Consider the following 22894-nt stretch of genomic DNA (forward strand, 5'->3'; position numbering starts at 1 on the left):
GATTGAAATGGGTGGACAAGTGAGAGTTGCCATCGTCGGTGCGGGTGGTCGCATGGGACGCACTCTTATTGAAGCGGCTTACAATCACGACCATATTTTGCTGGGCGCCGCCATTGAGCGTGCGGGTTCGAGCCTAGTGGGCGTGGATGCGGGTGAGCTTGTTGGCATAGGTAAGTTGAATGTCATTATTATGGATTCGCTCGATTACGCGACCGATGACTTTGATGTCTTAATTGATTTCACCGCGCCAGAAGCCAGTATTGTCCATTTAGACTGGTGTGTTCGCCATAAGAAAGCCATGGTGATCGGCACAACCGGTTTCAATCATGCTCAAAAAGAACAGATTAATGCCTTTACCGAACAAACCCCTGTGGTGATGGCGCCGAATATGTCTGTTGGCGTTAACCTGATGTGGAAATTGCTCGAGTTGGCCGCTGAAGTCATGGGTGATTACACCGATATCGAAATTATCGAAGGTCATCACAGACACAAAAAAGATGCGCCGTCGGGCACCGCCCTGAAAATGGGGGAAGTGATCGCTAAAACCTTAGGCCGCGATCTTGAGAAATGTGCCGTATACGGCCGCGAAGGAATTACCGGTGAACGTGACCGTGAAACTATCGGTTTTGCGACCATTCGTGCCGGTGATTTAGTGGGCGAACATACCGCCATGTTTGCCGATATCGGTGAGCGCTTAGAGATCACCCATAAAGCCTCGAGTCGTATGACCTTTGCTAACGGCGCTATGCGTGCCGCCCGCTGGCTCGTGGAGCAAAAACCGGGCTTGTATGATATGCAGCAGGTATTAGGTTTGAATTAATATTAAAAACGCCGATATGGCGTTTTTTTTTGCACCCAGTTACCAATGGGTAGACGGTTTCGCGTTTTTCCTGTAAACTCGCTGGAATTTGTCAAAATTTCGTAAATCAGCGGAAATTGGTATCTTAACATAACATAAAAACATTATATTTCAGTGGCTTGGCTCTTTATGGAGGTCGCGTTGACAAAGTCTGCCTTACTCGTACTCGAAGATGGAACCGTATTCACTGGCACAGCAATTGGTGCCGATGGACTCTCTGTTGGTGAAGTTGTTTTTAACACTTCCATGACAGGATACCAAGAAATTTTAACTGATCCATCCTACTCACGCCAGATTGTAACTTTAACCTACCCTCACATTGGTAATACTGGTACCAATAATGAAGACGTCGAATCCAATGGGGTTCATGCTTGTGGTTTAATCATTCGCGATCTTCCACTCGTAGCAAGTAGTTTCCGTAATCAACAAACCTTAAGCGATTATCTCAAAGCGAACAATGTCGTTGGCATAGCAGATATCGATACCCGCAAGTTAACGCGTATTCTCCGTGAAAAAGGTGCCCAAGCTGGTTGTATTATGGCGGGTGCTGACTTAGATGAAGCCAAAGCCCTTGCCGCTGCTAAAGCCTTCCCCGGTTTGAAAGGCATGGATTTAGCGAAAGAAGTCACCACAGATAAAACCTATCAATGGCGTAAAGGCAGTTGGCGTTTAGTCGGTGGTTTACCAGCAGACACGCCAGTAGAAGAACTTAAATACAAAGTGGTTGCCTACGACTACGGTATTAAGCAAAACATTCTGCGTATGCTAGTGGACCGCGGTTGCGACGTCACAGTGGTGCCAGCTAAAACCTCGGCAGCTGAAGTGTTAGCGATGAACCCTGACGGTGTGTTCCTCTCTAACGGCCCTGGCGATCCAGAGCCATGTGATTATGCCATTGAAGCGATTCAACAAATCCTCAAAACCGAGATACCGATTTTCGGTATCTGTTTAGGCCATCAGTTATTGGCTCTGGCATCGGGCGCGAAAACCTTAAAGATGAAGTTTGGCCACCACGGTGCCAACCACCCAGTGAGCAATATCGAGCAAGGTAATGTGATGATCACCAGTCAAAACCACGGTTTTGCTGCCGATGAAACGACTTTACCCGCCAACATTAAAGTGACCCATAAGTCGCTGTTTGATGGTTCACTGCAAGGTATCCATCGTACGGATAAACCTGCGTTTAGCTTCCAGGGTCACCCCGAAGCGAGCCCAGGCCCGACCGATGCAGCCCCGCTGTTCGATCACTTTATCGAGCTTATCGACATATACCGTCAGAACGCCAAGTAGTACGCTAGCTAGGAGAAGAGAAGAGCAATGCCAAAACGTACAGATATAAAGAGTATTCTTATCCTAGGCGCCGGTCCGATTGTTATTGGTCAGGCATGTGAGTTTGATTATTCAGGCGCACAGGCGTGTAAAGCGCTGCGTGAAGAAGGTTACCGCGTCATTCTAGTGAACTCTAACCCTGCCACTATTATGACTGACCCTGAAATGGCCGATGCGACCTATATCGAGCCAATCCACTGGGAAGTGGTGCGTAACATTATCGCCAAAGAACGCCCTGACGCGATTCTGCCAACTATGGGCGGCCAAACCGCACTGAACTGCGCCCTAGAGCTTGAAGCTAAAGGTGTGCTGGCTGAATTTAACGTTGAAATGATCGGTGCGACCGCTGACGCGATTGATAAAGCAGAAGACCGTAGCCGTTTCGACAAAGCCATGAAGAGCATTGGCTTAGAGTGTCCACGTGCGGGCATCGCCCACAGCATGGAAGAAGCTTACGGCGTACTCGACCAAGTGGGTTTCCCTTGTATTATCCGTCCATCCTTTACTATGGGTGGCTCGGGTGGCGGTATCGCCTATAACAAGGAAGAGTTTGAAGAAATCTGTTCCCAGGGTCTCGATTTATCGCCAACCAAAGAACTGCTAATCGATGAAAGCTTAATCGGTTGGAAAGAGTACGAGATGGAAGTGGTCCGTGACCGCAACGACAACTGCATCATCGTCTGTTCTATCGAAAACTTCGATCCTATGGGCGTACACACCGGCGACTCAATTACCGTTGCGCCAGCACAAACCCTGACCGACAAAGAATACCAATTGATGCGCAACGCCTCTATGGCCGTACTGCGTGAGATTGGGGTTGAAACGGGCGGTTCGAACGTACAGTTTGGTATTAATCCGCTAGATGGCCGTATGGTCATCATCGAGATGAACCCAAGGGTATCGCGCTCATCGGCATTAGCATCGAAGGCAACGGGTTTCCCTATTGCGAAAATCGCCGCTAAGTTAGCGGTCGGTTTCACCCTCGATGAGCTGATGAACGACATTACCGGTGGCCGTACGCCAGCGTCATTCGAGCCTGCAATCGACTACGTGGTGACTAAAGTGCCACGCTTTAACTTTGAAAAGTTTGCGGGTTCTAACGATCGTCTAACCACGCAGATGAAATCTGTCGGTGAAGTGATGGCCATTGGCCGTACCTTCCAAGAGTCACTGCAAAAAGCCCTGCGCGGTTTAGAAGTAAGCCGCCATGGTTTAGACCCTATCACAGATATGACTAAGCCCGAGGCTATGTCACGCATTCGCCTCGAGCTGAAAGAGCCCGGCTGTGATCGTATTTGGTACATTGCCGATGCGATGCGCGCAGGTCTTGGCCTAGATGAGATCTTCCGTCTGACCAATATCGACCCATGGTTCTTAGTTCAAATCGAAGAGCTTGTCCAGCTAGAAGGCCAAGTGGCCGAAGCGGGCCTTGCGGGCTTAAACGAAGATTTACTGCGCAAACTCAAGCGTAAAGGCTTTGCCGATGCGCGTCTGGCCGATGTATTAGGCGTGAGCGAAGCCGAAGTACGTAAGCTGCGCGACCGCTTCAATCTGCACCCTGTCTACAAGCGCGTGGATACCTGTGCGGCCGAATTTGCCACAGACACGGCTTATATGTACTCAACCTATGAGGAAGAGTGCGAAGCTAATCCTTCAAACCGTGACAAAATCATGGTGTTAGGTGGTGGTCCAAACCGTATTGGCCAAGGTATCGAGTTCGACTATTGCTGTGTGCACGCGGCGCTAGCGCTACGTGAAGACGGTTATGAAACCATCATGGTCAACTGTAACCCTGAAACCGTTTCCACCGATTACGACACTTCAGACCGTCTGTACTTTGAACCAGTCACACTGGAAGACGTGTTAGAAATCGTCCGTATCGAGAAGCCAAAGGGCGTTATCGTACAGTACGGTGGCCAAACTCCGCTGAAACTGGCCCGTGCCCTTGAAGCCGCAGGCGTGCCAATTATCGGTACTAGCCCTGATGCGATTGACCGCGCGGAAGACCGTGAACGTTTCCAGCAGGCGATTCAACGCTTAGAGATGAAGCAGCCCGAAAACGATACCGTTACCACCGTAGAAGGTGCTGTGATTGCCGCCGAGCGTATCGGTTATCCGTTAGTGGTGCGTCCATCCTACGTATTGGGCGGCCGCGCGATGGAAATCGTGTACGACCAACAGGACTTACTGCGTTACTTCAACGAAGCCGTGAGCGTGTCAAACGCTTCGCCAGTGCTGCTCGATCGCTTCTTAGATGATGCCATCGAAGTGGATATCGACGCAGTCTGTGACGGTGAAACTGTGGTTATCGGCGCCATTATGGAGCATATCGAGCAGGCGGGTGTGCACTCGGGTGACTCTGGTTGCTCACTGCCACCGTACACCTTAAGTCAAGAAATCCAAGATCGCATGCGCGTTCAAGTCGGCAAATTGGCGATGGAACTGGGTGTTATTGGTCTGATGAACGTGCAGTTTGCCGTGAAAGATAACGAAATCTACATGATTGAAGTTAACCCACGCGCCGCCCGTACCGTGCCATTTGTCTCCAAAGCGACCGGTGTGCCTTTAGCTAAGATTGCCGCCCGTGTGATGGCAGGTCAAAGCTTGAAGTCGCAAAACTTTACTCAGGAAGTGATCCCACCTTTCTACTCAGTGAAGGAAGTGGTATTGCCCTTTAACAAGTTCCCCGGTGTTGACCCACTGTTAGGCCCTGAAATGCGCTCTACCGGTGAAGTCATGGGCGTGGGCGATACCTTCGCCGAAGCCTATGCTAAGGCGCAGTTAGGGGCGACTTCTGAGGTGCCTAAATCGGGTCGTGCGTTATTGTCTGTGCGTAACAGCGATAAGAAACGCGTTGCCGATTTAGCGGCTAAGTTAATTGAGCTGGGTTACCAAATCGATGCTACCCACGGTACTGCGGTTATCCTCGGTGAAGCGGGTATCAACCCTCGCTTAGTGAATAAGGTGCACGAAGGTCGTCCACACATTCTCGATCGCATCAAGAATGGTGAATACACTTATATCGTCAACACCACCGAAGGTCGTCAAGCGATTGAAGATTCTCGTCAATTGCGCCGTGGTGCACTGCGTTACAAAGTGAACTACACCACGACCATGAACGCCGCATTTGCCACTTGTATGGCCCATGCTGCCGATGACCGTACTAATGTGACTTCGGTACAAGAGCTACATCAGCGCGTACTGGCTAAATAAGTCTGACTATTAATGCTCGTCAATAAGGCCGTATAACCTAAGTTATACGGCCTTATTATTTAGGCCTGTGTTTGTTTTACTCAATTTTTGAGTTTGTTTTATTGAGTTTTTTCAGCTTGTTTTGAATATGACTTAGCTCATTTTATTTCCCATTTAGGTTGCTTGAAAAACTATGTCAGCTCCAACCGATAGCCTTGCCAAAGTCGATACTTTTATTGCGCCGCCCTGTGAGGGCCAGATTAAGATCCTTTATCAAGATAGTGATATTTTACTGATAGATAAGCCGAGCGGCTTATTGAGCCTATCGGGGAAGAATCCGCTCAACTTAGACTCGGTACATTATCGTTTAGTGCAGGATTTTCCGAGTGCCACCTTAGTGCACAGGCTCGATTTTGGTACTTCGGGGATCATGCTGGTAGCGCGCAGTAAAACCGTGAATGGCTTGCTGACTAAGCAGTTTCAGGCTCGCACTCTTGAGAAGCGTTATACCGCCTTGCTCCATGGGCATGTCGCCGCTGACAGCGGGGTGATTAATCTGCCGATCGCTAAGGATATCGAGCATTTCCCATTGCAGAAGATTTGCCATAGCACAGGCAAAGCTGCGATCAGCGAATATCGAGTGCTGGAACGATTAAGCGAGCCTTTTGCCACTCGGGTCGAGTTTACCCCCGTTTCTGGCCGCACCCATCAACTTCGGCTCCACAGCCAGCAATTGGGCCATTCGATTTTAGGATGCGATCTCTATGGCGGTGTGGGGGAGAAGGTGGCTGACACAGTTTATGCGGACACGGTTGATGCGCACGGGCTTGGTACAACTAAGATAACCAATCACAGCAGATTAATGCTGCATGCGACCCGCTTAGCCTTCGACCATCCAATAACGGGTGAGCGTATCGATTGGATATGCGACTGTCCTTTCTAAGAGGTTTATTCTAAGAGCTCCTTTCTCAGAGCAATAGGTGGGTCAAAAAGATTCGATTTAGTGGCTAAGCCCAATTCGCTCGGTTTGCATCGGTGGGGCATCCTTGGGGAGCCAAGTGTGGTAAATCGTTGCGAAAGTACCGTCCGCTTTCATCGCTTCGAGGCTGGTTTTCCATTGCTCGATCACATCATTGGGTGTGCCCTTTGAAAAGGCAAGATACAGATGATTGGCACTGATGGTATAGAGGGACTCGACATCATCAATACTGGCACCCGCTTCGGCAAGAATGCTCGGTGCGGTGAGATTGGCATTACACCAAAGATCGATGCGATGTTTCATCAATTGCTTTGCACTCAATAGCGGAGTCGATGAGGCGGCAATATTGCTAAAACCACGTTCAATGAGTAATTGTTCCTCCACCGAGGCGCGATAGACGCCTATCGCCTTAGCCGTTTTGGCATCATCTAGGGTAGTGATTTTTATACCGCTATTTTTTAAGGCATAAAAATTAGTCGTGCCGACGGCAACTGGCCCTATCATAGTAAACATCTGTTCCCTTTCGGCCGTGCGCGTCATAGTAAACAGGACTGTATTGGGCTGTTCGGTTAGTATTTTCCAGCCCCTAGCCCAAGGTACGACCCTGATAGGATCTGAGTTTTTGATACGCTGTTGAATTTCTTCTACGACCTGTACCGCTAAACCTGTGGGTTTACCATCGATGGAAAAACTGATCGGCGACCATTCTTCGGTATAGATATTCAGCTGTTGCGCGCTAAGGGGAAGTGCACAGAAGAGAAAAATAGTGAGCAAAATACCTGTGACAAATTTCATTAATAACCCTAAAAATTAGAATGTTACAATTGAGTCTCACAGCTTGCTCTCATGCTATTAAAGATGAGATGCCTTCGGCTATCAAGTAGAACTTTTGCTTATTTTTGTAAATTGCAATTATGGATTGGATTTATTCCCACTGAAGAGCACGGGCATTGCGCTCTTCAGTGGGGTACTAAGGCTTAGAAACAGCGGTTTAGAAGCGGTGTTATTTAGGCCCGATACACATCCCGCATAAGATTATCTAGGCAATGGACAACGCGCATACTGGCATCTTCCATAAGGTGCAGTTGTTTCACCATCTCAGGCAGATGACCCTTTTGCCTGGCGTTGAGCGCCGCTTTACCCGCCTCATGCACCGCCTTATGTGGTGCATCTAAGGCCTTGAAGTTACTCAAATGCTGATAATGTTCAGCCCCAAATCCTTTGAAATACCATTGCCCTAAGCGACACTCTGTATGCGAGTTTACATCGTGACTATGCTTTGGTTTTTCAATCAGTTGATATACGTTACTCTTCCAAACCGCATGGTCGAGTTTAGTGGTATTTAAGAAAGAGGCTGTGGCGGCGTTATGGATAACCTGTTGCATTTTTTTAGAGCGCTGCAATACGTCTTCCACCACTTGGCCTATCTGGGTGGATGATGAGGCGACATCCATAGCACTGCTTTGATTATTATGAACAATCTCTTTAATACTCGCTGCTTGAGTGACAATTTGCTTGACGAGTTTTTCAATTTGGCTGCTGGCCTCATGGGCTTTACTCGCCAGTTGGCGCACTTCATCGGCGACCACGGCAAAGCCCCGTCCCGCTTCGCCCGCCCTGGCGGCTTCGATGGCGGCATTTAATGCTAGAAGGTTAGTTTGTTCTGAAATGCCTTGAATTGCCGCGACAAATTGGTTGATCGATGAGGTGGTTGTATCTAGTTCGGTCACGGCTTTCATGCTGCCCATGGCCTGCTCATTAATATAAGTCGCCCTATTGCCTAAGCTCACGATGGCGACACGGGTCTGATCGAAAATTTTATCGAGTTCTGACAGTTCTTCTTGTTCGGCGGTGAGTAATTCAGCGCTTTGGGCTAGGCCATCGCGCACCGCATGTAGCATCTCGCCCCCCTGGTTTTGGCAGACAATCACTTCATTAAAAAGATCGGTATTTTGGCGTGATTGTTGCTGCATGGTTTCGTTTTCACGCACCATAGCTTTTAGTTCATCAATTTCGATTTGATGCCTACGCTGCTGCTCGGCGAGTCGTTGCTTGAGTAAACTATTTTCCGATTTGAGCTTGGAATTAAACCACATAAAAACCTCTAAACCTTTGTTAGTATCGTTATGGTTACTGCTTGTTGAATGGCTGTGGATTTACGAATGTTAAGGATAGGTAAAAATTAATCTTATTAGTGAAATATTACCCTATCCCTAGGGTTTATTCTTATATTTTTTGTGGTTATTAGCCGATTTAGCGAGGCGCCAGTTTTTATAGGAAGTTTCTATAGACAGTTGAGAAAGGAAGTTTTTCTGGGAAGCTCGGCCAAGGCAATCGGCAGTGCTCCCCAATGATGTTATCTAAGGCATAGGTAAATCGAGCACCATAGTGGCTATGCCGAAATACACTAATACACCAATAATATCGGCGATGGAGGTGATCAGTGGCGCACTCGCCGCCGCAGGATCCATCTTTAACTTGCTCAGCAGGAAGGGTAGAGACATACCAATCAAGCTGCCAATAATCACCACAATTTGCATAGTGAGCGCGACAACCAGAGCGATTTCAGGCCCGCCGCGCCAGAAGCCGAGCAGTGATACGGCCGCGGCCATGCTGGCACCCAGTAAACCCGCCACCAGCAATTCGCGGCTGAGCATAGATAGCCAATCTTTGATTTTAACTTCCCCCGTGGCTAAACCGCGCACCATTAAGGTGGCCGATTGTGAGCCCGCATTGCCACCGCTATCGATAAGTAGCGGTAGGAAGAAGACTAAGGACACATAACTGGCAATGGTATCTTCGAAGAAGGCGATCCCCGCCCCTGAGAAGATATTACCAAAGACTAAAATCACCAGCCAAACCACGCGTTTGCGGTAAAGTAAACCAATGCTGGCGGTCTTAAGGTTATGGTCGATATTGCCGATGGCCGCGGTTTTTGTGAACTCAAGATCCGCCTGTGAGCTGGCAATATCCATAGCATCATCGTAGGTGACGATACCGACGAGTTGGCCTTTACCATTGACCACGGGCAGCGCCATTAAATCGTAATGGGCGATCATCTGCACCGCTTCTTCACGAAAGGCGTTGGCATCGAGTGCTACGGGGTCGGGTTTCATAAAATCGACCACTCGCTCGTGTGGCTGTGCCAGCAATAGCTGCCTTAGAGACACAGTTCCTATTAAGCGGCCTAACATATCAACCACATAGGTTTGATAAATGGTTTCCTTATCGGCGGCCTCAGTGCGTAGAGTCTCAATTGCTTCTGCCGCGGTATGGCGGCTATTAAGTAATGTGTAATCCGAGGTCATGACAGCGCCGACCTTGGCTTTATCATAGGCGGCAAGGGTGCGCATATCTTCCCGCTTAGCCAAGGCTAGGGCAGGTAAAATCGCCGCTTGCTGGGGTTCATCGAGCAAATTGTAAAGGTCGGCACGTTCATCGGCCGCCATATGCACCAGTAGCGCCGAAAGCGTGGTTTTATCTAACTGCTGCACTAAGCTTGCCTGGAGTTCGTCGCTCAGGTAACGAAACAGATTGGCGCAAATCTTAGGCGTTGCCAGTTGCAACAATAGGACTTGCTGAGCTTGATTAAAGACGTTAAATACGGCGGCAATATCGGCAGGATGGCGTTTTTCGGCTAATTCAGCCATGGCGCTGGCGCTGCGCTGCTCGACAATCATCTGTAGATTATGAATGATTTGTTTAGTGTTGTTTGTGCTGTTATTCATGTTCATAGTTCATTCTCTCAACGATCTAGTGACCAAAGTAAAAGGTGATATCTGCGCCAAGTTGCAGCGCGTTGCCGCTAAGGGCATTGCCTAGGCTCAATTCCAGCTGTAGCTGTCGTTGCGGCGTGTGTTGATAGGCGAGCTGATAGGCTGGATTACTCAACTCTTTTTGGTAAAGCTCGGCTATCACGCGGTGATGGCTATTGAGTTCATAGGCCGCCGCGATACCCGCCAATAATTGGGTTGACTCATTAAATCCATGGGTTAAACCTAAATTGGCATAGAGACTGACATCGGAGTCGCCTAAGGTTTTGCCTACTATGCCGAACATTTCGGTGGTAAATTCGTTACTGGTATCAAGGTTTTTTTGCAGATTGATCACCATAGCACTGTGCCAATCGTCCTGCTGCCGATCTGAATCCGAACCTGAATCTGAGTAAGAGCTTAAGTTGAGCGGCAGCTTGATACCGACTTCAGCCTGCTCCTCACGAATAGCGTCATTGGCATTGGACGCTAAGCCTAAATGCCATTCCCATTGATTGCGGCTGCAAGTCGTGGCTGCGTTAAATTGTGGGCGAGCATGATCCGACCTAGGTTGTTGCCAGCCCATTTCTAATTCACAGCGATCCGCAAGGGCGGGGTCATCCACTTCGAGGTGCGATGCCGCCGCACTCATGCTGTAGTACAAGCTGATGCTTGCACAGGATAAAGATCGTAAAATGAACGCGTTATTTATATAAGCCATGGTTAGGCTCCTCAGATGTAAACCCTTAAGTAAAAACCTTCAGGGGTAAACGAAGTCTACTGAGGCAAAAACTTGCTTTGAGATGCAAAAAATACACATAACCCAACCCCAGCGGACATGCTGGAATAGCGAAAAGCGCAGCCATAGGCCTAGGCTTTACGGTTTGTGATTAATATTTGGGGGGGCGGAGTGAAGAATGGTTCACACTACTACCCTGCTTAGCAGGTAGCAGCAATTATTGCGGGCTAGTGCTAGGCGTTAAATCCTGTCTTTTGGACAGGGCATCTACTGTCGCTTATGTGTGTGCCCACAGTGGGTCTCCGCAATGATGAAAAGTGGCTTGATTTTAAGGGACTCAAATTGAAAGTCAACCGCACAAAAGATTACATATGTTTTTGTTTGAATTTATATTTTAAACAAAAGTTAACACTTATGTAATGCTGGATTTGGTGTGAATTTATTGCGGCGATTGATTGTTTTTTGTGCTTGCAAGGTTGTTGGTATGTTTTTTAAATTGAGTTTTGCTGATAAGCCAAAGGGAACATAAATATCCACCGCCGTATTCAGATTGAGAGGTATTAAGCTGTGACACATGATATCGATGAGCCAAAGTTAAAGATGGCAGCAGTTCCCCATACTAGGGCGGCCAATATTAAGATCGCCAGTATCAATCTGTTTAATTTTATTGAACCGCCTTTGGCCTACTACGATTTTGAAAATATCTATAGCCATGGCCAGTGGCAGAAAAAGTGCCAGTGGTTGAGTGAGTTTCTCACCCATCGCCAGCCCGATATTGTCGGATTTCAAGAAGTATTTAGCCCTGAGCCGCTAAAGCGAATCACCAGCGAGCAAGGTTTAGTGCATTTTGCGATTGTCGATGAGCCCACGCTTATCAGTGATTACATTTATCGCAGCCCTGTGGTCGCGCTTGCCTCCCGTTATCCCATAGTGGCAGTCAGCAGTGTTGAGCCTGATGCGCGCTTAGTAGCGGCCATGGGATTATCGAGTGAATTTGCCTTTAGCCGCAAGGTGCTGCGGGCAACCATTGAAGTGCCGCAAATAGGTTTGTGCGATTTCTATGTGGTGCACTTTAAATCAAAACGCGCGGGATTAGCCCTCGAGCCTAAGCCATTTGAGCATCAGCCCCTGGGTGTAGACAATGTGGCACCCACAGCAAGCATGAAGCTGCATTCAGAAACCCAATTACTCACAGAGCAAGCCCTAGGCCGCTGGGCATCCACCATGCAGCGCGGCGCGGAAGCCGCATTATTATTCAATGGCATATTGGTACGCAGACAAGTATCTAAACATCCCGTTATCCTGATGGGTGACTTTAATGACAGCCTGACGATGGGCGCCTTAGATGCGTTAACGATACAGGGCGAGAGCATTCACAGTAATGATATTAAAGCCGCTGGCCTTGGGCATTTATCGGATGCGGCATTGTCTGCGGTGTTTGTCCAGTATCAGCTTAAGGATGCCTATGAGTTATTTATTGAAGCGAATTTGAGGGACAGTTTGACTGGCAATGCCGCTTACCATAGGGAACACAGGGCTGCGACCCATTACTATGGCCCTAAGGGTTCAGTGCTGGATTATATTTTGCTTTCGAGCGAGTTTGATGCGAGCCATGGCCGCAGTTTGGCGCAAGTCATCGATTATCAGACCTGCGATAGGCACTTAGTCAGACCCGAATATGAGCGCGATGCCTACAGCACAGACCATGCGCCTGTGATTGTTGAACTAGCACTGCGCAGCTAAATTCGCGTGTTCACGACTTATTCGTCCGATCCCAACCTTATTTAGCATGAATATCATTCAGAGTTAACCGCTAAAATAAGGTATGATCGACACCCCGTGGATGATGGTAAATAAGCGCTGCGGCGCCTTCGGTACTCGCACTTAGGTGACATTGGGTATATCATCCGCTTCCCATTTTTAGACTGCAGCCATTTTCAACGGCGGCTATTCTACAGGCAGAGTATTTTACAGGCAGACTATGGCTATCAGGATCAAACTTAAACCCGGGCGCGAGAAATCGCTCGAACGCCACCACCCTTGGGTATTTTCTAATGCGATTCATAACATTAAGGGAAAACCAGCAGCGGGTGAAACCGTGGATGTGGTTGCCCATGATGGCCATTGGTTGGGCCGTGGTGCTTGGTCTCCAGAGTCTCAAATCCAAGTGCGGATTTGGACCTTCGATCGCGAAGAAGAAATTGATCGCGCGTTTTTTGCCAGACGTTTACAGCGAGCGCAAATTGGCCGTAATGACTTAATCCGCGAGCAAGGTTTAACGGGTTATCGTTTAGTGGCCGCCGAGTCCGATGGTTTACCTGGGATCACAATTGATAAATACGCCAATGTGTTGGTGTGTCAGTTACTGAGCACTGGTGCGGATTTATGGCGCGATACCTTAGTCGAGCTATTGGCCGAGCAATATCCTGATTGCGCTATCTATGAGCGCTCCGATGTGGATTCCCGCAAGAAAGAAGGCCTACTGCCTGTGACGGGGTTACTGCATGGCACTCTGCCCGAAATGCCGGTGATTATTGAAGAAAATGGTATCAAGATTGCTGTCGATGTGACGAAAGGGCATAAGACCGGTTTCTATCTCGATCAACGGGATAACCGTGCCATCGCCGCTCGTTTTGTGAAAGATAAATCGGTATTGAACTGTTTTTGCTACACAGGCACTTTTGGTCTGTACGCCGCCAAAGCGGGCGCAGCCAGTATTGAAAACGTCGATGTGTCTTCTTTAGCCTTAGCGACTGCCCGCCTCAATATGCAAGTGAACGGTTTGAGTGATGACAATGTGCATTACAACGAAGCCGATGTGTTCAAGTTGCTGCGCCAATACCGTGATGAAGGCAAGACCTTCGATGTGATCGTACTCGACCCACCTAAGTTTGCCGATAATAAAGCGCAGTTAAACGGTGCCTGTCGTGGCTATAAAGATATCAATATGATTGCATTGCAGTTATTGAATCCGGGCGGGGTGTTATTGACCTTCTCTTGCTCGGGATTAATGCCGGCGGATCTGTTTCAAAAAATCGTGGCCGATGCTGCGCTGGATGCGAAACGCGAAATTCAGTTTATCGAACGCTTGAGCCAAGCGAGCGATCACCCAATAGGTAGCGCCTTCCCCGAAGGATTCTACTTAAAAGGTCTAGTCGCTAGAGCTTGGTAAGAATTGCACCATAAAAAATGCCAGCCCTAGAATAAAGTGGCTGGCATTTTTATCGCGTATTTTTGCGAAAGTTTTTACACTTCACTTATTAGACTGTAAAGGTTTTTACGCCATCAGGGGTGCCAACGAGTAACACATCTGCGCCGCGTTTAGCGAACAGACCGTTAGTCACAACGCCGACTATCTCATTGATCTGGCTTTCCAATTCCTTTGGATTAAGGATCTTAAGATTGTACACATCGAGGATCACGTTGCCGTTATCGGTTACAACGCCTTCACGGTACACAGGATCGCCGCCCAACTTAACCAGTTGACGTGCCACATAGGAGCGCGCCATCGGAATGACTTCAACTGGCAGTGGGAATTCACCAAGAATATCGACTTGCTTAGTGTTATCGACGATACAGATAAACTTCTCAGCCACAGCCGCGACAATTTTCTCACGGGTTAATGCTGCGCCGCCGCCTTTGATCATGTCCATATGGCCGTTGATCTCATCGGCACCGTCCACATAGACAGATAAACGATCGACACTGTTTAAGTCATAAACGGGAATACCCAGCGCCTTCATCTTCTGAGTGGATGCCTCAGAGCTAGAGACGGCGCCTTCGATATCGGCTTTCATGGTCGCCAGGGCATCGATAAAGTGATTCACAGTCGAACCTGTACCAACACCGACAATGCTGTCTTTTTCAACGTACTTAAGTGCGGCCCAGCCGGCTGCTTTTTTCATTTCATCTTGAGTCATGTTGACATCCTGTTAAGGCAAATGAGTAAAAAATTCTGGGCTTAGTATACTCCTTTCCGATAAATAATGCGGCCCAATTCCTATGCCACTGTGATCTCAGTTGCAGACAGGCCTATATAAGAAAGTCCCCCAATACTCTAATTAACTTAAGCAGTTAAGATAAATGCATTTCACTGTACGCATTCAATCTAACTAAGTTACTATGGCAAAAGTTGATTAATTGATTGAAGGGATTACTTATGGCTGGGGCGAGTTTATTGACTTTACTCGATGATATTGCATCCATTTTGGATGATGTCGCGGTAATGAGTAAGGTGGCAGCGAAGAAGACGGCGGGGGTGTTAGGTGACGATTTAGCCCTCAATGCCCAGCAAGTGACTGGGGTGAATGCGGACCGTGAATTACCCGTCATTTGGGCCGTGGCCTTAGGATCGTTTCGCAATAAACTGATTTTAGTGCCAGCGGCCATGTTGATCAGTGCGTTTATTCCCTGGGCAGTGACGCCACTATTGATGTTTGGTGGATTATTTTTGTGTTACGAAGGGTTTGAAAAACTGCATCACAGCTATCTTCATCGAAAAGATCAACCACATGAGAGTCACCAAATTCAGCAGCCAGAAATCACCGACTGGGTTGCCTTTGAGGCCGAAAAAATCAAGGGGGCGATCCGCACCGATTTTGTATTATCGGCGGAAATTATTGCCATTACCTTAGGGATAGTGGCGGATAAGTCCCTGTCGACGCAGTTTCTCACCTTAGCCGCTATCGGCATTGTGATGACCATAGGCGTATATGGTTTAGTCGCCGCCATTGTGAAGATGGACGATGCTGGGTTGTATTTAAGCCAGCGCCAAGGCCAGTCCGTCATCACCCAATTGAATCGTAAACTCGGGTTTGGCCTATTAAGCGCCGCGCCCCTATTAATGAAAAGCTTAACTATTATCGGCACAGCGGCCATGTTTATGGTGGGTGGCGGGATTTTAACCCATGGCCTGCATATCGTTAGTGAGCAAATTCACCATGCGGAACAAGCGGTTGAGGCTGTTAGTGTGGTTGGCCCTGCGCTTGGGCTATTAACACCAAGCATACTTAACGGTTTATTTGGCGTGTTAGCGGGTGCGGTCGCGGTCATCCTGATGACAGGAATACAAAAACTGCGTAGTTAGCCGGGTATATCGACAATCGAAGATTGACCGAACAGGGAAGGGCGACGATGAAGTTAATGAAATACTGTATCTCCCCGAGTAAGTTGGCTTGGTTACGCAAAGAGTTTGGAAAAGATGCTAACGGACTGATTGCGGCGATGGATGCGGCGGGTAAGGCTTATCTCGATAAGCTTAATGCTGTGACCGAGCTGCAAGCGGAAGATATGGCCGTGGACGATGTTGAAAGCACTTGCAAGCCTAAGACCCAGCAGCAAGCGCAGCGTCAGTGGGCGTATTTATGGTTACAACAGCGGGTTGCCTTAGCGACCCGTACCGATGATGCTGAACTGGCGGCATTAGCAGCCTTTGAATTGCAACCGCTTAACATAGAGGTGGTTCAACCATCTGAATTATATTCTGTTTTGGCGCGATTACAGACTGAGCGAGTCTTAGGTTTTGATACTGAAACCCGTGCTAGCTTTGAGCGTGGTGTGCAGCATCCCTTGAGCCTTATCCAAATCGCGACGGCGGACGCTTGCTATCTGTTTCAACATGCCATTCTAGGTGAGCAATTTGCGCAGGTAAAAACCTTGTTAGAAGATGAAAGCATACTCAAAGTTGGCGTTGGCTTACGCGGTGATATGCGGGCGCTTAAGCGGCAATGGGATATTTATGTAGCCCCAACATTAGATTTAAACTGGGCACTGGCACAACTTGGGGCTGATAAGGAGATGGGGACGCGCCAGTTAGTTGCGGCGCTTTTGGGTGTGCGTATCGACAAGCCTCAGAAACTCACCCTATCGAATTGGCAGCAGGTGCCTTTATCTGATGCTCAAATCCATTATGCCGCCGCCGATGCCTTGGCGGCACTCGAGTGTTTCAACGCGTTAATCAGCAAGCTGACCCCCTTTTATCATGCATCGAGTGCCACAAAAGCTGGGCAGTAAATCCCTTTAAGCCTCATGGTGCCATTGGAACAATATTTTGAGGATGCCGAATGAAGTGTAAAACCCAAGATGCCGCAAAGGAAAACATCAGGCCATCACACTCTGATATGAGTTCACAGGGCACCAGTACCTTAGGTTTGATTTACCGCGTGCTGGGCATGTTGATCCTGTTAGGGATGATTACCCTAGGGGTAAATGCCTGGGCTTAGGGATTTTGCGAACATCAGTGCCAGCAGGCAAGAATAAAGGAGAACACTATGTTAGATGCTATTTGTGAACTCGAAACCGAGGATCATTTAATTGCGAGAACGACTTATAGTGTTTTTAAGTTTCAACAGTTACCCGATGAGGATATCGAGCGTTTGCGGCAATGGTTAATTTGCCCTGCGTGCGGCGGTAAAGCATATTTCCGTAAAGCTTCAAAGGATGGCAAAGCCACTTGTTTCGGCTCCAGATATCACCAAGCCGATTGCATTGAATTTAAACCTTCGGCGCAGAAATCCCGTGAGGAACAAGATGCCCTCGAAGTGCAGCAACAGCTGGTGGATGCCGATGCCTTAATGATTGACTTTAGCCGCAAACCTCGCCGCCATTCCTCCACAAACAACACGCCAACCGCGCTATCGGCAAGTAAAACAGCACCAACGTCTAAGCCATCTTCTATATCTGAGTCGTCACCAGTACCTGTTGCATCATCAGCGGACGGTCAAGTGCAAGAGCCGAAAACCGACTACCAAGTTAACACTGCTGCGCGCACAACCGAGAAACGGGTGCCAAGCCAAGGGCTCGAAAAGTTGCTGCACAGTTTATTGCGCGGAACCGATCTGGCGAAATCAGATCTCTGGGTATACACGGACAGCGATCGTAAATACCGCTGGCGGGCAAAGAACCTGTTTGTCAATTTTGCCGATGCGGACCCAAGCGATAACAAACCCCACATGTATTGGGGCACTATCTCCCATACAGACTCGACGATGAGCTGGCTTAATCCCGCCGATAGTAAAGATATAGGCATTCCTATCGATGGAGTGAAGGCAAAACTACTAAAGCAATTTGCTATCGAAGATAAACGGGACTTGGAAGGGGCGGGTTTGATTTTATTTGGTAAATGCTTTTGGAATAAAGAAAAGACCCGCAAAATTATTCAACTATGGAATAACGATCTACAACGGATTTTTATCTCAAAGCTGGAAGATTAATTTGCTTTGGGGCAGAAGCTAAAAATAGGGGAGAAAAGGGGCTATGCCAGACGCACAAAAGCGTTACAGCAAAAGTCCCTATCTATATCACGCTGATAAAAGCGCTTACTTGCCGCAGCACTTCTTGAATTTTTGACCGCTACCACAGGCGCAAGGCTCATTGCGGTTTGGTTTTTTCTCGAAGGTAGTGGTCTTAGGTTTATTTAATAAACCTTCTAATTCAATGATATTCTCAGCCACATCGGCATTGACTTCGATATTAGCGAACAGTTGATGCTCGGCAACAATCGCAGCAACTTCGAGTTTACGCGCTTCGCTAGAGACGACGAGTTCGAGCGGTGAGGCTTCGGTGCCTGGTTTAGTCACGCGCTTAGTGTTGTAGCCATAACTCTCATGTTTTGGCTTAGGCGTGCGGCGGCCTTTAAAGAAAAATTTGTCAGACATTTGGGGTCCTGTGGATCTGTGTATGAAATTGACGACGCTTATACTATAAAAGCCCACTTTTATAAATCGAACTCAGATATTTTTTCGATAACTGTGTTTATCGCGGCTCTTTTGATCTAGGTGATTGGCGATAATTCTCTTGAAGAGAGTGGAAATTTAAAGAGAGTATAAAAGCGTTATCCACTAGTATCCCCCAAGTCTTTGTCACTTGATCGGGTTTAGTGACGTGTTTTTCAGCATTATGCTTTCAAAATCAACATGTATAGCAAAACTTGTTTGAAAAATCCTCAGTTAATAGGGTTTGTCATAAAAAGTCCTTTACCTTTGGGAGTGCTTTTAGCATAATGCCCCTCGTCAACAGGGGTGTAGTTCCAATTGGTAGAACAGCGGTCTCCAAAACCGATGGTTGCGGGTTCGAGTCCTGCCACCCCTGCCAAATAAAACAACGGCTTGCATAGAAATATGCGAGCCGTTTTCTTTTTTCTGCCATAAAATTTTTCAGTGCATTTGCTTACATTTGTGAAGTAAAGGTATTTGCAACTTTCGTTGTGTCTAACATACAATCGCAACCCCTTTGGTTTGAGGATGTATGGTTTGAGCTCTGTGGTGCAAACAAGGCGCAGATTAGCACTATGGCTTGCAGCCATCTTAGTGTTGCTGTCTGTTGCGTTTGCGGTGCACAGTGTTTCCCATGCTAATGACGATACCAAGGCCCATTGTTCGCTGTGCTTGCATCAGCACCAGTTGCAATATGCGCTAACTAGTACACCCTTTCATTTTCAATTGGCTCAACAGTGTTATATCTGCGTTGAGTTCCAAGCCATTTCCTTTAAACGACCTTGTTGTCGTTACTTCAACAGTCGTGCTCCGCCCATAACAGCTTAAGTTACTGTTTATTCAGTTTATCTTAATTAATTTTGTGCGCCTTGGCTTAGCTAAGGTGCCGATGCTGTTTATTTTCGGAGTGAAAATGATCTCTTTTTATATTCCCAAGCGCGTAGCGCTGTTGCTGGGCGCCTTGTTTGGGCTCAATCCTATTTCTATGCTGTTGGCCGCAGAGGGCATCCAATCGAGTGCGCAAGCACTTGATACTGAAAGTGCTATTAATATGGCTAGTGATACGGCGCTTGATACTGGCATTGAACGTTTAAGTATCCATTATCGCCAAGCCTACCGTGGCAATGTGCCTGCTACCGAGCTTCCCCAAGCGATCAGTGTGCTAGATGAGCAATTGATCAAAGATGCGGGGCTGACGCGGTTTCAAGATCTGTTGGATTATTCCGCCAGCGTGGCGCGGCAAAATAATGGCGGTGGTTTATGGGATAGTTTTTCTCTGCGCGGTTTTCCGGGTAATGAAAACATGCCATCGGGTTATTTAATCAATGGCTTTAATGGTGGTCGCGGTTTCAGCGGCCATAGGGATTTATCGAACGTTGCCTATGTGGAGATCTTAAAAGGCCCGGGTTCTGCCCTTTATGGTCGCTCTGAGCCCGGTGGCACGGTCAATATTGTCACTAAGAAACCCCAGTATGAAACCAGTGGTTATGTAAAAGCGTCGGCAGGAAGTTTCGATCAATATCGATTGGAGGGTGATGTGACCTCAGGCTTGACCGACAAGCTGGCGTTTCGGCTTAATGGCGCTTGGCAGGAGCACGATAGTTTCCGTGATTATGTGTTCAGCGATAAAAAAATCATTACGCCATCCGTACGTTGGCAGATCTCCGATAAAGCCTCGCTACTCTATGAAATGGAATATCTCAAGCAGGAACAGCTATTCGATCGCGGCATTGTTGTACTTAATAACGATATCAATACAGTGCCCCGTTCACGTTATTTAGGTGAACCTAATGATGGTGCAACGAAGGTGAATGCTACTGGGCATCAGCTGACCTATGACTATGAATTAAATGATGTTTGGTCGTTAACCGCTGGCTATAACTATCGAGATTCTAGCTTGAAGGGCTATTCGTCTGATGCCGAGTTAGCCAAGGGGCGACAATCGCTATTTGATGATGGTCGCACGCTGACTAGGCAGCACAGATATCGTGACTACGCCTCTGAGGATAATTCACTGCGTCTAGAGTTAAGTGGCCATGTGGACACTGGCTTTATTCGCCATAATTTGCTGCTCGGCGCCGATGCTTACCACTACAGTTTAAACACGGCTCTCTATCGGTATCGAGGCAATAAAGGTGACTATGCTATTGATATCTATGAGCCTCAATATGGTGGACCTCGGCCTGAAGTGAGCTTGCTGTATGATAATGAAGAAACCCAAAAGGCGTGGGGAACCTACGTGCAAGATCAAATGGATCTCACTGAAAAGTGGAAGCTGCACTTAGGGTTAAGATTTGATGCTTATCAGCAAGAAATCACCGAGTCTGTTAAACAGACGACATCGGCTCAAAGGGATAATCGTGTCAGTCCTAAGATCGGTCTGGTGTATTTATGGTCCGATACCTTAAGTTTCTATACTTCTTATTCTGAAGGTTTTTTACCGCTTTCGGGGACTGACTTTGCGGGTAAGCCCTTCGAGGCCGAAGAGAGCGAATCTGTTGAGCTAGGAATGAAGTTAAATGCGACATGGCGTGAAGATTTAGCGCTGAAAGCTAGTTTGGCGCTATTTGATGCAACCAAGAGCAATATCCTGACCTCAGATCCTATCAATGTCGGTTTTTCAGCCACCTTAGGTGAAGCCAAAAGTAGCGGGGTTGAACTCGATGTAGCCGCCGAGCTGACGGAGTCACTACAGGCCACATTATCCTACGCTTATTTGAATACTCGCACCGCCAATGACAGCCTAAATCTGGACTGGGGCGTGCAAGTTCCCGCTGGCAGCCCGTTGGTGAATGTGCCTCAGCATACTGGGAATCTAGTGCTTAAGCAGGACTTAAATGATTTTTCTATCGATGCTCATGTAGGACTGAGTTGGCGTTATGTGGATTCGCGTCTCGGGGATTCTGCCGATCCGAGTTTTCAATTACCTTCCTATCAGTTGCTTGGCATATTTATGAATACTCACCTGAGCGACAATTTAACCCTTGGGGTGAATCTGGATAATGTACTGGATGAGCACTATATCGCCAGTAGTTACTCGGCGCTGTGGGCCGTTCCCGGAGAGCCAAGAAGCATTAAAGTGGGCCTAAGTTATGAGTTCTAGCGCTATGAATTATCAAGATAAAACCCTAACGCCGAGTATTCGCAGTGCGCGCATTCAAAGTATCGATATGATGCGCGGTGCTGTGATGCTGATAATGTTGCTCGATCATGTGCGGGAGCGCTTTTTCCTACATATGCAGGTGAGCGATCCTATGGATCTGAGCGCAACCTCTTGGGGGCTCTTTTTGAGCCGCTTTGCCGCCCATTTTTGTGCGCCTGTGTTTGTGTTCTTAACCGGCGTTTCCGCTTGGCTTTATGCTCACCCTAGCCATGGTAAGCCCCGTTCTGCACGCGCATTTTTGCTTAAACGTGGTGTGTTTTTAATTGCGTTGGAAATTTTAGTGATTAATGTCTCTTGGATGGGGAGCTATCACACCCTCTGGCTGCAGGTCATTTGGGTGATTGGCCTTTGCATGTTAACCCTAGCTGCGCTGATAAAACTGCCAAGGCCTTGGATGGCACTTTTAGGATTTGTGATTGTTTTTGGCCATAATTTGTTGACACCAATTGGTTTTCAGCCGAGTGAGTGGGCTTACAGTCTTTGGACTCTGTTGCACGACCGCGGTTATCTTGTCAGTGAAGGCGCGCTTAAGATTAAGGTGAGTTATCCCGCCCTGCCTTGGATGGGCGTGATTTTACTGGGTTATGTTGCAGGGCCTATTTTTAGTCAAAAACCGAATGCTAACTCGCTTGAAGCCTCGCAGCGCCAGCAAACACTGTTGAGGTTAGGGCTAAGCTGTTGGGTACTTTTTGCATTGCTCCGCGGCTTTAATCTCTATGGTGAAACCTTGCCTTGGCAGGCGGGAGTGCATTTTGGTGAAACTTTGATGTCGGTATTTAATTTAACTAAATATCCGCCATCATTAAGCTTTTTACTGGTGACCTTAGGCGGTATGTTCCTTTGTTTAGTGGCCTTAGAACGGTACTTTTCACCAGATGGGAGATTAGGACGAGTCGGCCATGGGTTGTCTGTGTTTGGCTCAGTGCCTATGTTTTTCTACATCTTGCATTTGTACCTGCTGTTGCTGCTTTATACCTTAGCGAAATTTACCTTTGGTGCTAATCATGGCGAGCTATTTGGCGTGAATAGTATGGGATGGATTTGGTTAATCGCGGGAGTGTTAATCGTTGTACTTTATTATCCCGTTAAACGGTTTAGCGAGTATAAAAAGCACAGCACCCAGGCTTGGATTAAGTACCTCTAAGCTTGAGTTATGCAAAGGAAAAGTC

General features: G+C 47.8%; 19 protein-coding genes and 1 tRNA gene. 14 read left to right on the forward strand and 6 right to left on the reverse strand.

Annotation, left to right across the window (positions count from 1 at the left end; all coding sequences use genetic code 11):
* Positions 1-7: 7 nt before the first annotated feature.
* From dapB to MJO46_RS16850, 4 genes are all read left to right on the forward strand, one after another.
* Positions 8-820: a 4-hydroxy-tetrahydrodipicolinate reductase gene (gene dapB / locus MJO46_RS16835; protein WP_253990328.1), complete on the forward strand. Its 813-nt coding sequence runs from the start codon at positions 8-10 to the stop codon at positions 818-820.
* A gap of 168 nt (positions 821-988) precedes the next feature.
* Complete coding sequence (gene carA / locus MJO46_RS16840) at positions 989-2149, forward strand: glutamine-hydrolyzing carbamoyl-phosphate synthase small subunit (protein WP_253990329.1); 1161 nt, start codon at positions 989-991, stop codon at positions 2147-2149.
* A gap of 27 nt (positions 2150-2176) precedes the next feature.
* Positions 2177-5401 carry a carbamoyl-phosphate synthase large subunit gene (gene carB, locus MJO46_RS16845; RefSeq protein ID WP_253990330.1) on the forward strand — a complete coding sequence of 1075 codons (3225 nt, stop codon included), beginning with the start codon at positions 2177-2179 and terminating at the stop codon, positions 5399-5401.
* A 172-nt stretch (positions 5402-5573) separates the two neighbouring features.
* Complete coding sequence (locus MJO46_RS16850; RefSeq protein WP_253990331.1) at positions 5574-6323, forward strand: RluA family pseudouridine synthase; 750 nt, start codon at positions 5574-5576, stop codon at positions 6321-6323.
* A 57-nt stretch (positions 6324-6380) separates the two neighbouring features.
* Here MJO46_RS16850 and MJO46_RS16855 read toward each other — a convergent pair whose 3' ends face one another.
* The 4 genes from MJO46_RS16855 to MJO46_RS16870 form a co-directional block, all read right to left on the reverse strand.
* Entirely contained in the window at positions 6381-7154 is a 774-nt protein-coding gene (locus MJO46_RS16855; RefSeq protein WP_253990332.1) for an ABC transporter substrate-binding protein, read from the reverse strand.
* A 212-nt stretch (positions 7155-7366) separates the two neighbouring features.
* A complete protein-coding gene (locus MJO46_RS16860) occupies positions 7367-8455 on the reverse strand; it encodes a methyl-accepting chemotaxis protein (RefSeq protein WP_253990333.1) in 1089 nt (362 codons plus the stop codon).
* 264 nt (positions 8456-8719) lie between these two features.
* Entirely contained in the window at positions 8720-10093 is a 1374-nt protein-coding gene (mgtE, locus tag MJO46_RS16865) for a magnesium transporter (RefSeq protein WP_253990334.1), read from the reverse strand.
* Between the two features lie 19 nt (positions 10094-10112).
* Positions 10113-10832, reverse strand: a complete 720-nt coding sequence (locus tag MJO46_RS16870; RefSeq protein WP_253990335.1) for a hypothetical protein — start codon at positions 10830-10832, stop codon at positions 10113-10115.
* Between the two features lie 618 nt (positions 10833-11450).
* On the opposite strand from MJO46_RS16870, the gene MJO46_RS16875 reads away from it, so the two are divergent.
* Positions 11451-12593 (forward strand): endonuclease/exonuclease/phosphatase family protein, encoded by a 1143-nt coding sequence (locus tag MJO46_RS16875; protein ID WP_253990477.1) that lies wholly within the window; start codon positions 11451-11453, stop codon positions 12591-12593.
* 238 nt (positions 12594-12831) lie between these two features.
* Entirely contained in the window at positions 12832-14022 is a 1191-nt protein-coding gene (locus MJO46_RS16880) for a class I SAM-dependent rRNA methyltransferase (RefSeq protein WP_253990336.1), read from the forward strand.
* A gap of 88 nt (positions 14023-14110) precedes the next feature.
* Here MJO46_RS16880 and rpiA read toward each other — a convergent pair whose 3' ends face one another.
* Positions 14111-14770, reverse strand: coding sequence for a ribose-5-phosphate isomerase RpiA (rpiA, locus tag MJO46_RS16885; RefSeq protein WP_253990337.1), 660 nt, complete (start codon positions 14768-14770; stop codon positions 14111-14113).
* Between the two features lie 239 nt (positions 14771-15009).
* Here rpiA and MJO46_RS16890 point away from each other — a divergent pair, with 239 nt between their 5' ends.
* From MJO46_RS16890 to MJO46_RS16905, 4 genes are read left to right on the forward strand one after another with little or no spacing between them, the layout of a single operon-like run.
* Positions 15010-15936 carry a DUF808 domain-containing protein gene (locus tag MJO46_RS16890; RefSeq protein ID WP_253990338.1) on the forward strand — a complete coding sequence of 309 codons (927 nt, stop codon included), beginning with the start codon at positions 15010-15012 and terminating at the stop codon, positions 15934-15936.
* A gap of 47 nt (positions 15937-15983) precedes the next feature.
* Positions 15984-16862: a 3'-5' exonuclease gene (locus MJO46_RS16895; RefSeq protein WP_253990339.1), complete on the forward strand. Its 879-nt coding sequence runs from the start codon at positions 15984-15986 to the stop codon at positions 16860-16862.
* 50 nt (positions 16863-16912) lie between these two features.
* Positions 16913-17071 (forward strand): hypothetical protein, encoded by a 159-nt coding sequence (locus tag MJO46_RS16900; protein WP_253990340.1) that lies wholly within the window; start codon positions 16913-16915, stop codon positions 17069-17071.
* Positions 17072-17119: 48 nt separating this feature from the next.
* Positions 17120-18061: a hypothetical protein gene (locus tag MJO46_RS16905; protein ID WP_253990341.1), complete on the forward strand. Its 942-nt coding sequence runs from the start codon at positions 17120-17122 to the stop codon at positions 18059-18061.
* Between the two features lie 105 nt (positions 18062-18166).
* Here the strand turns inward: MJO46_RS16905 and MJO46_RS16910 are convergent, their stop codons facing one another.
* A complete protein-coding gene (locus tag MJO46_RS16910) occupies positions 18167-18505 on the reverse strand; it encodes a PBPRA1643 family SWIM/SEC-C metal-binding motif protein (RefSeq protein ID WP_253990342.1) in 339 nt (112 codons plus the stop codon).
* A gap of 359 nt (positions 18506-18864) precedes the next feature.
* Between MJO46_RS16910 and MJO46_RS16915 the strand changes: the two genes are divergently transcribed.
* The 4 genes from MJO46_RS16915 (at position 18865) to MJO46_RS16930 (ending at position 22869) form a co-directional block, all read left to right on the forward strand.
* Positions 18865-18941, forward strand: a tRNA-Trp gene (locus tag MJO46_RS16915).
* Positions 18942-19099: 158 nt separating this feature from the next.
* The gene (locus MJO46_RS16920; RefSeq protein ID WP_253990343.1) at positions 19100-19390 is read left to right on the forward strand and encodes a DUF2946 domain-containing protein; all 291 of its coding nucleotides are present in this window, start codon (positions 19100-19102) and stop codon (positions 19388-19390) included.
* A gap of 85 nt (positions 19391-19475) precedes the next feature.
* On the forward strand, positions 19476-21665 hold the full coding sequence (locus tag MJO46_RS16925) for a TonB-dependent siderophore receptor (protein ID WP_253990344.1): 2190 nt from the start codon (positions 19476-19478) through the stop codon (positions 21663-21665).
* A 4-nt stretch (positions 21666-21669) separates the two neighbouring features.
* Positions 21670-22869, forward strand: coding sequence for a DUF1624 domain-containing protein (locus MJO46_RS16930; protein ID WP_253990478.1), 1200 nt, complete (start codon positions 21670-21672; stop codon positions 22867-22869).
* Positions 22870-22894 lie beyond the last annotated feature (25 nt).

The sequence above is a fragment of the Shewanella sp. KJ2020 genome (assembly GCF_024197625.1).
In the GTDB taxonomy this organism is placed as follows: Bacteria; Pseudomonadota; Gammaproteobacteria; order Enterobacterales; family Shewanellaceae; genus Shewanella.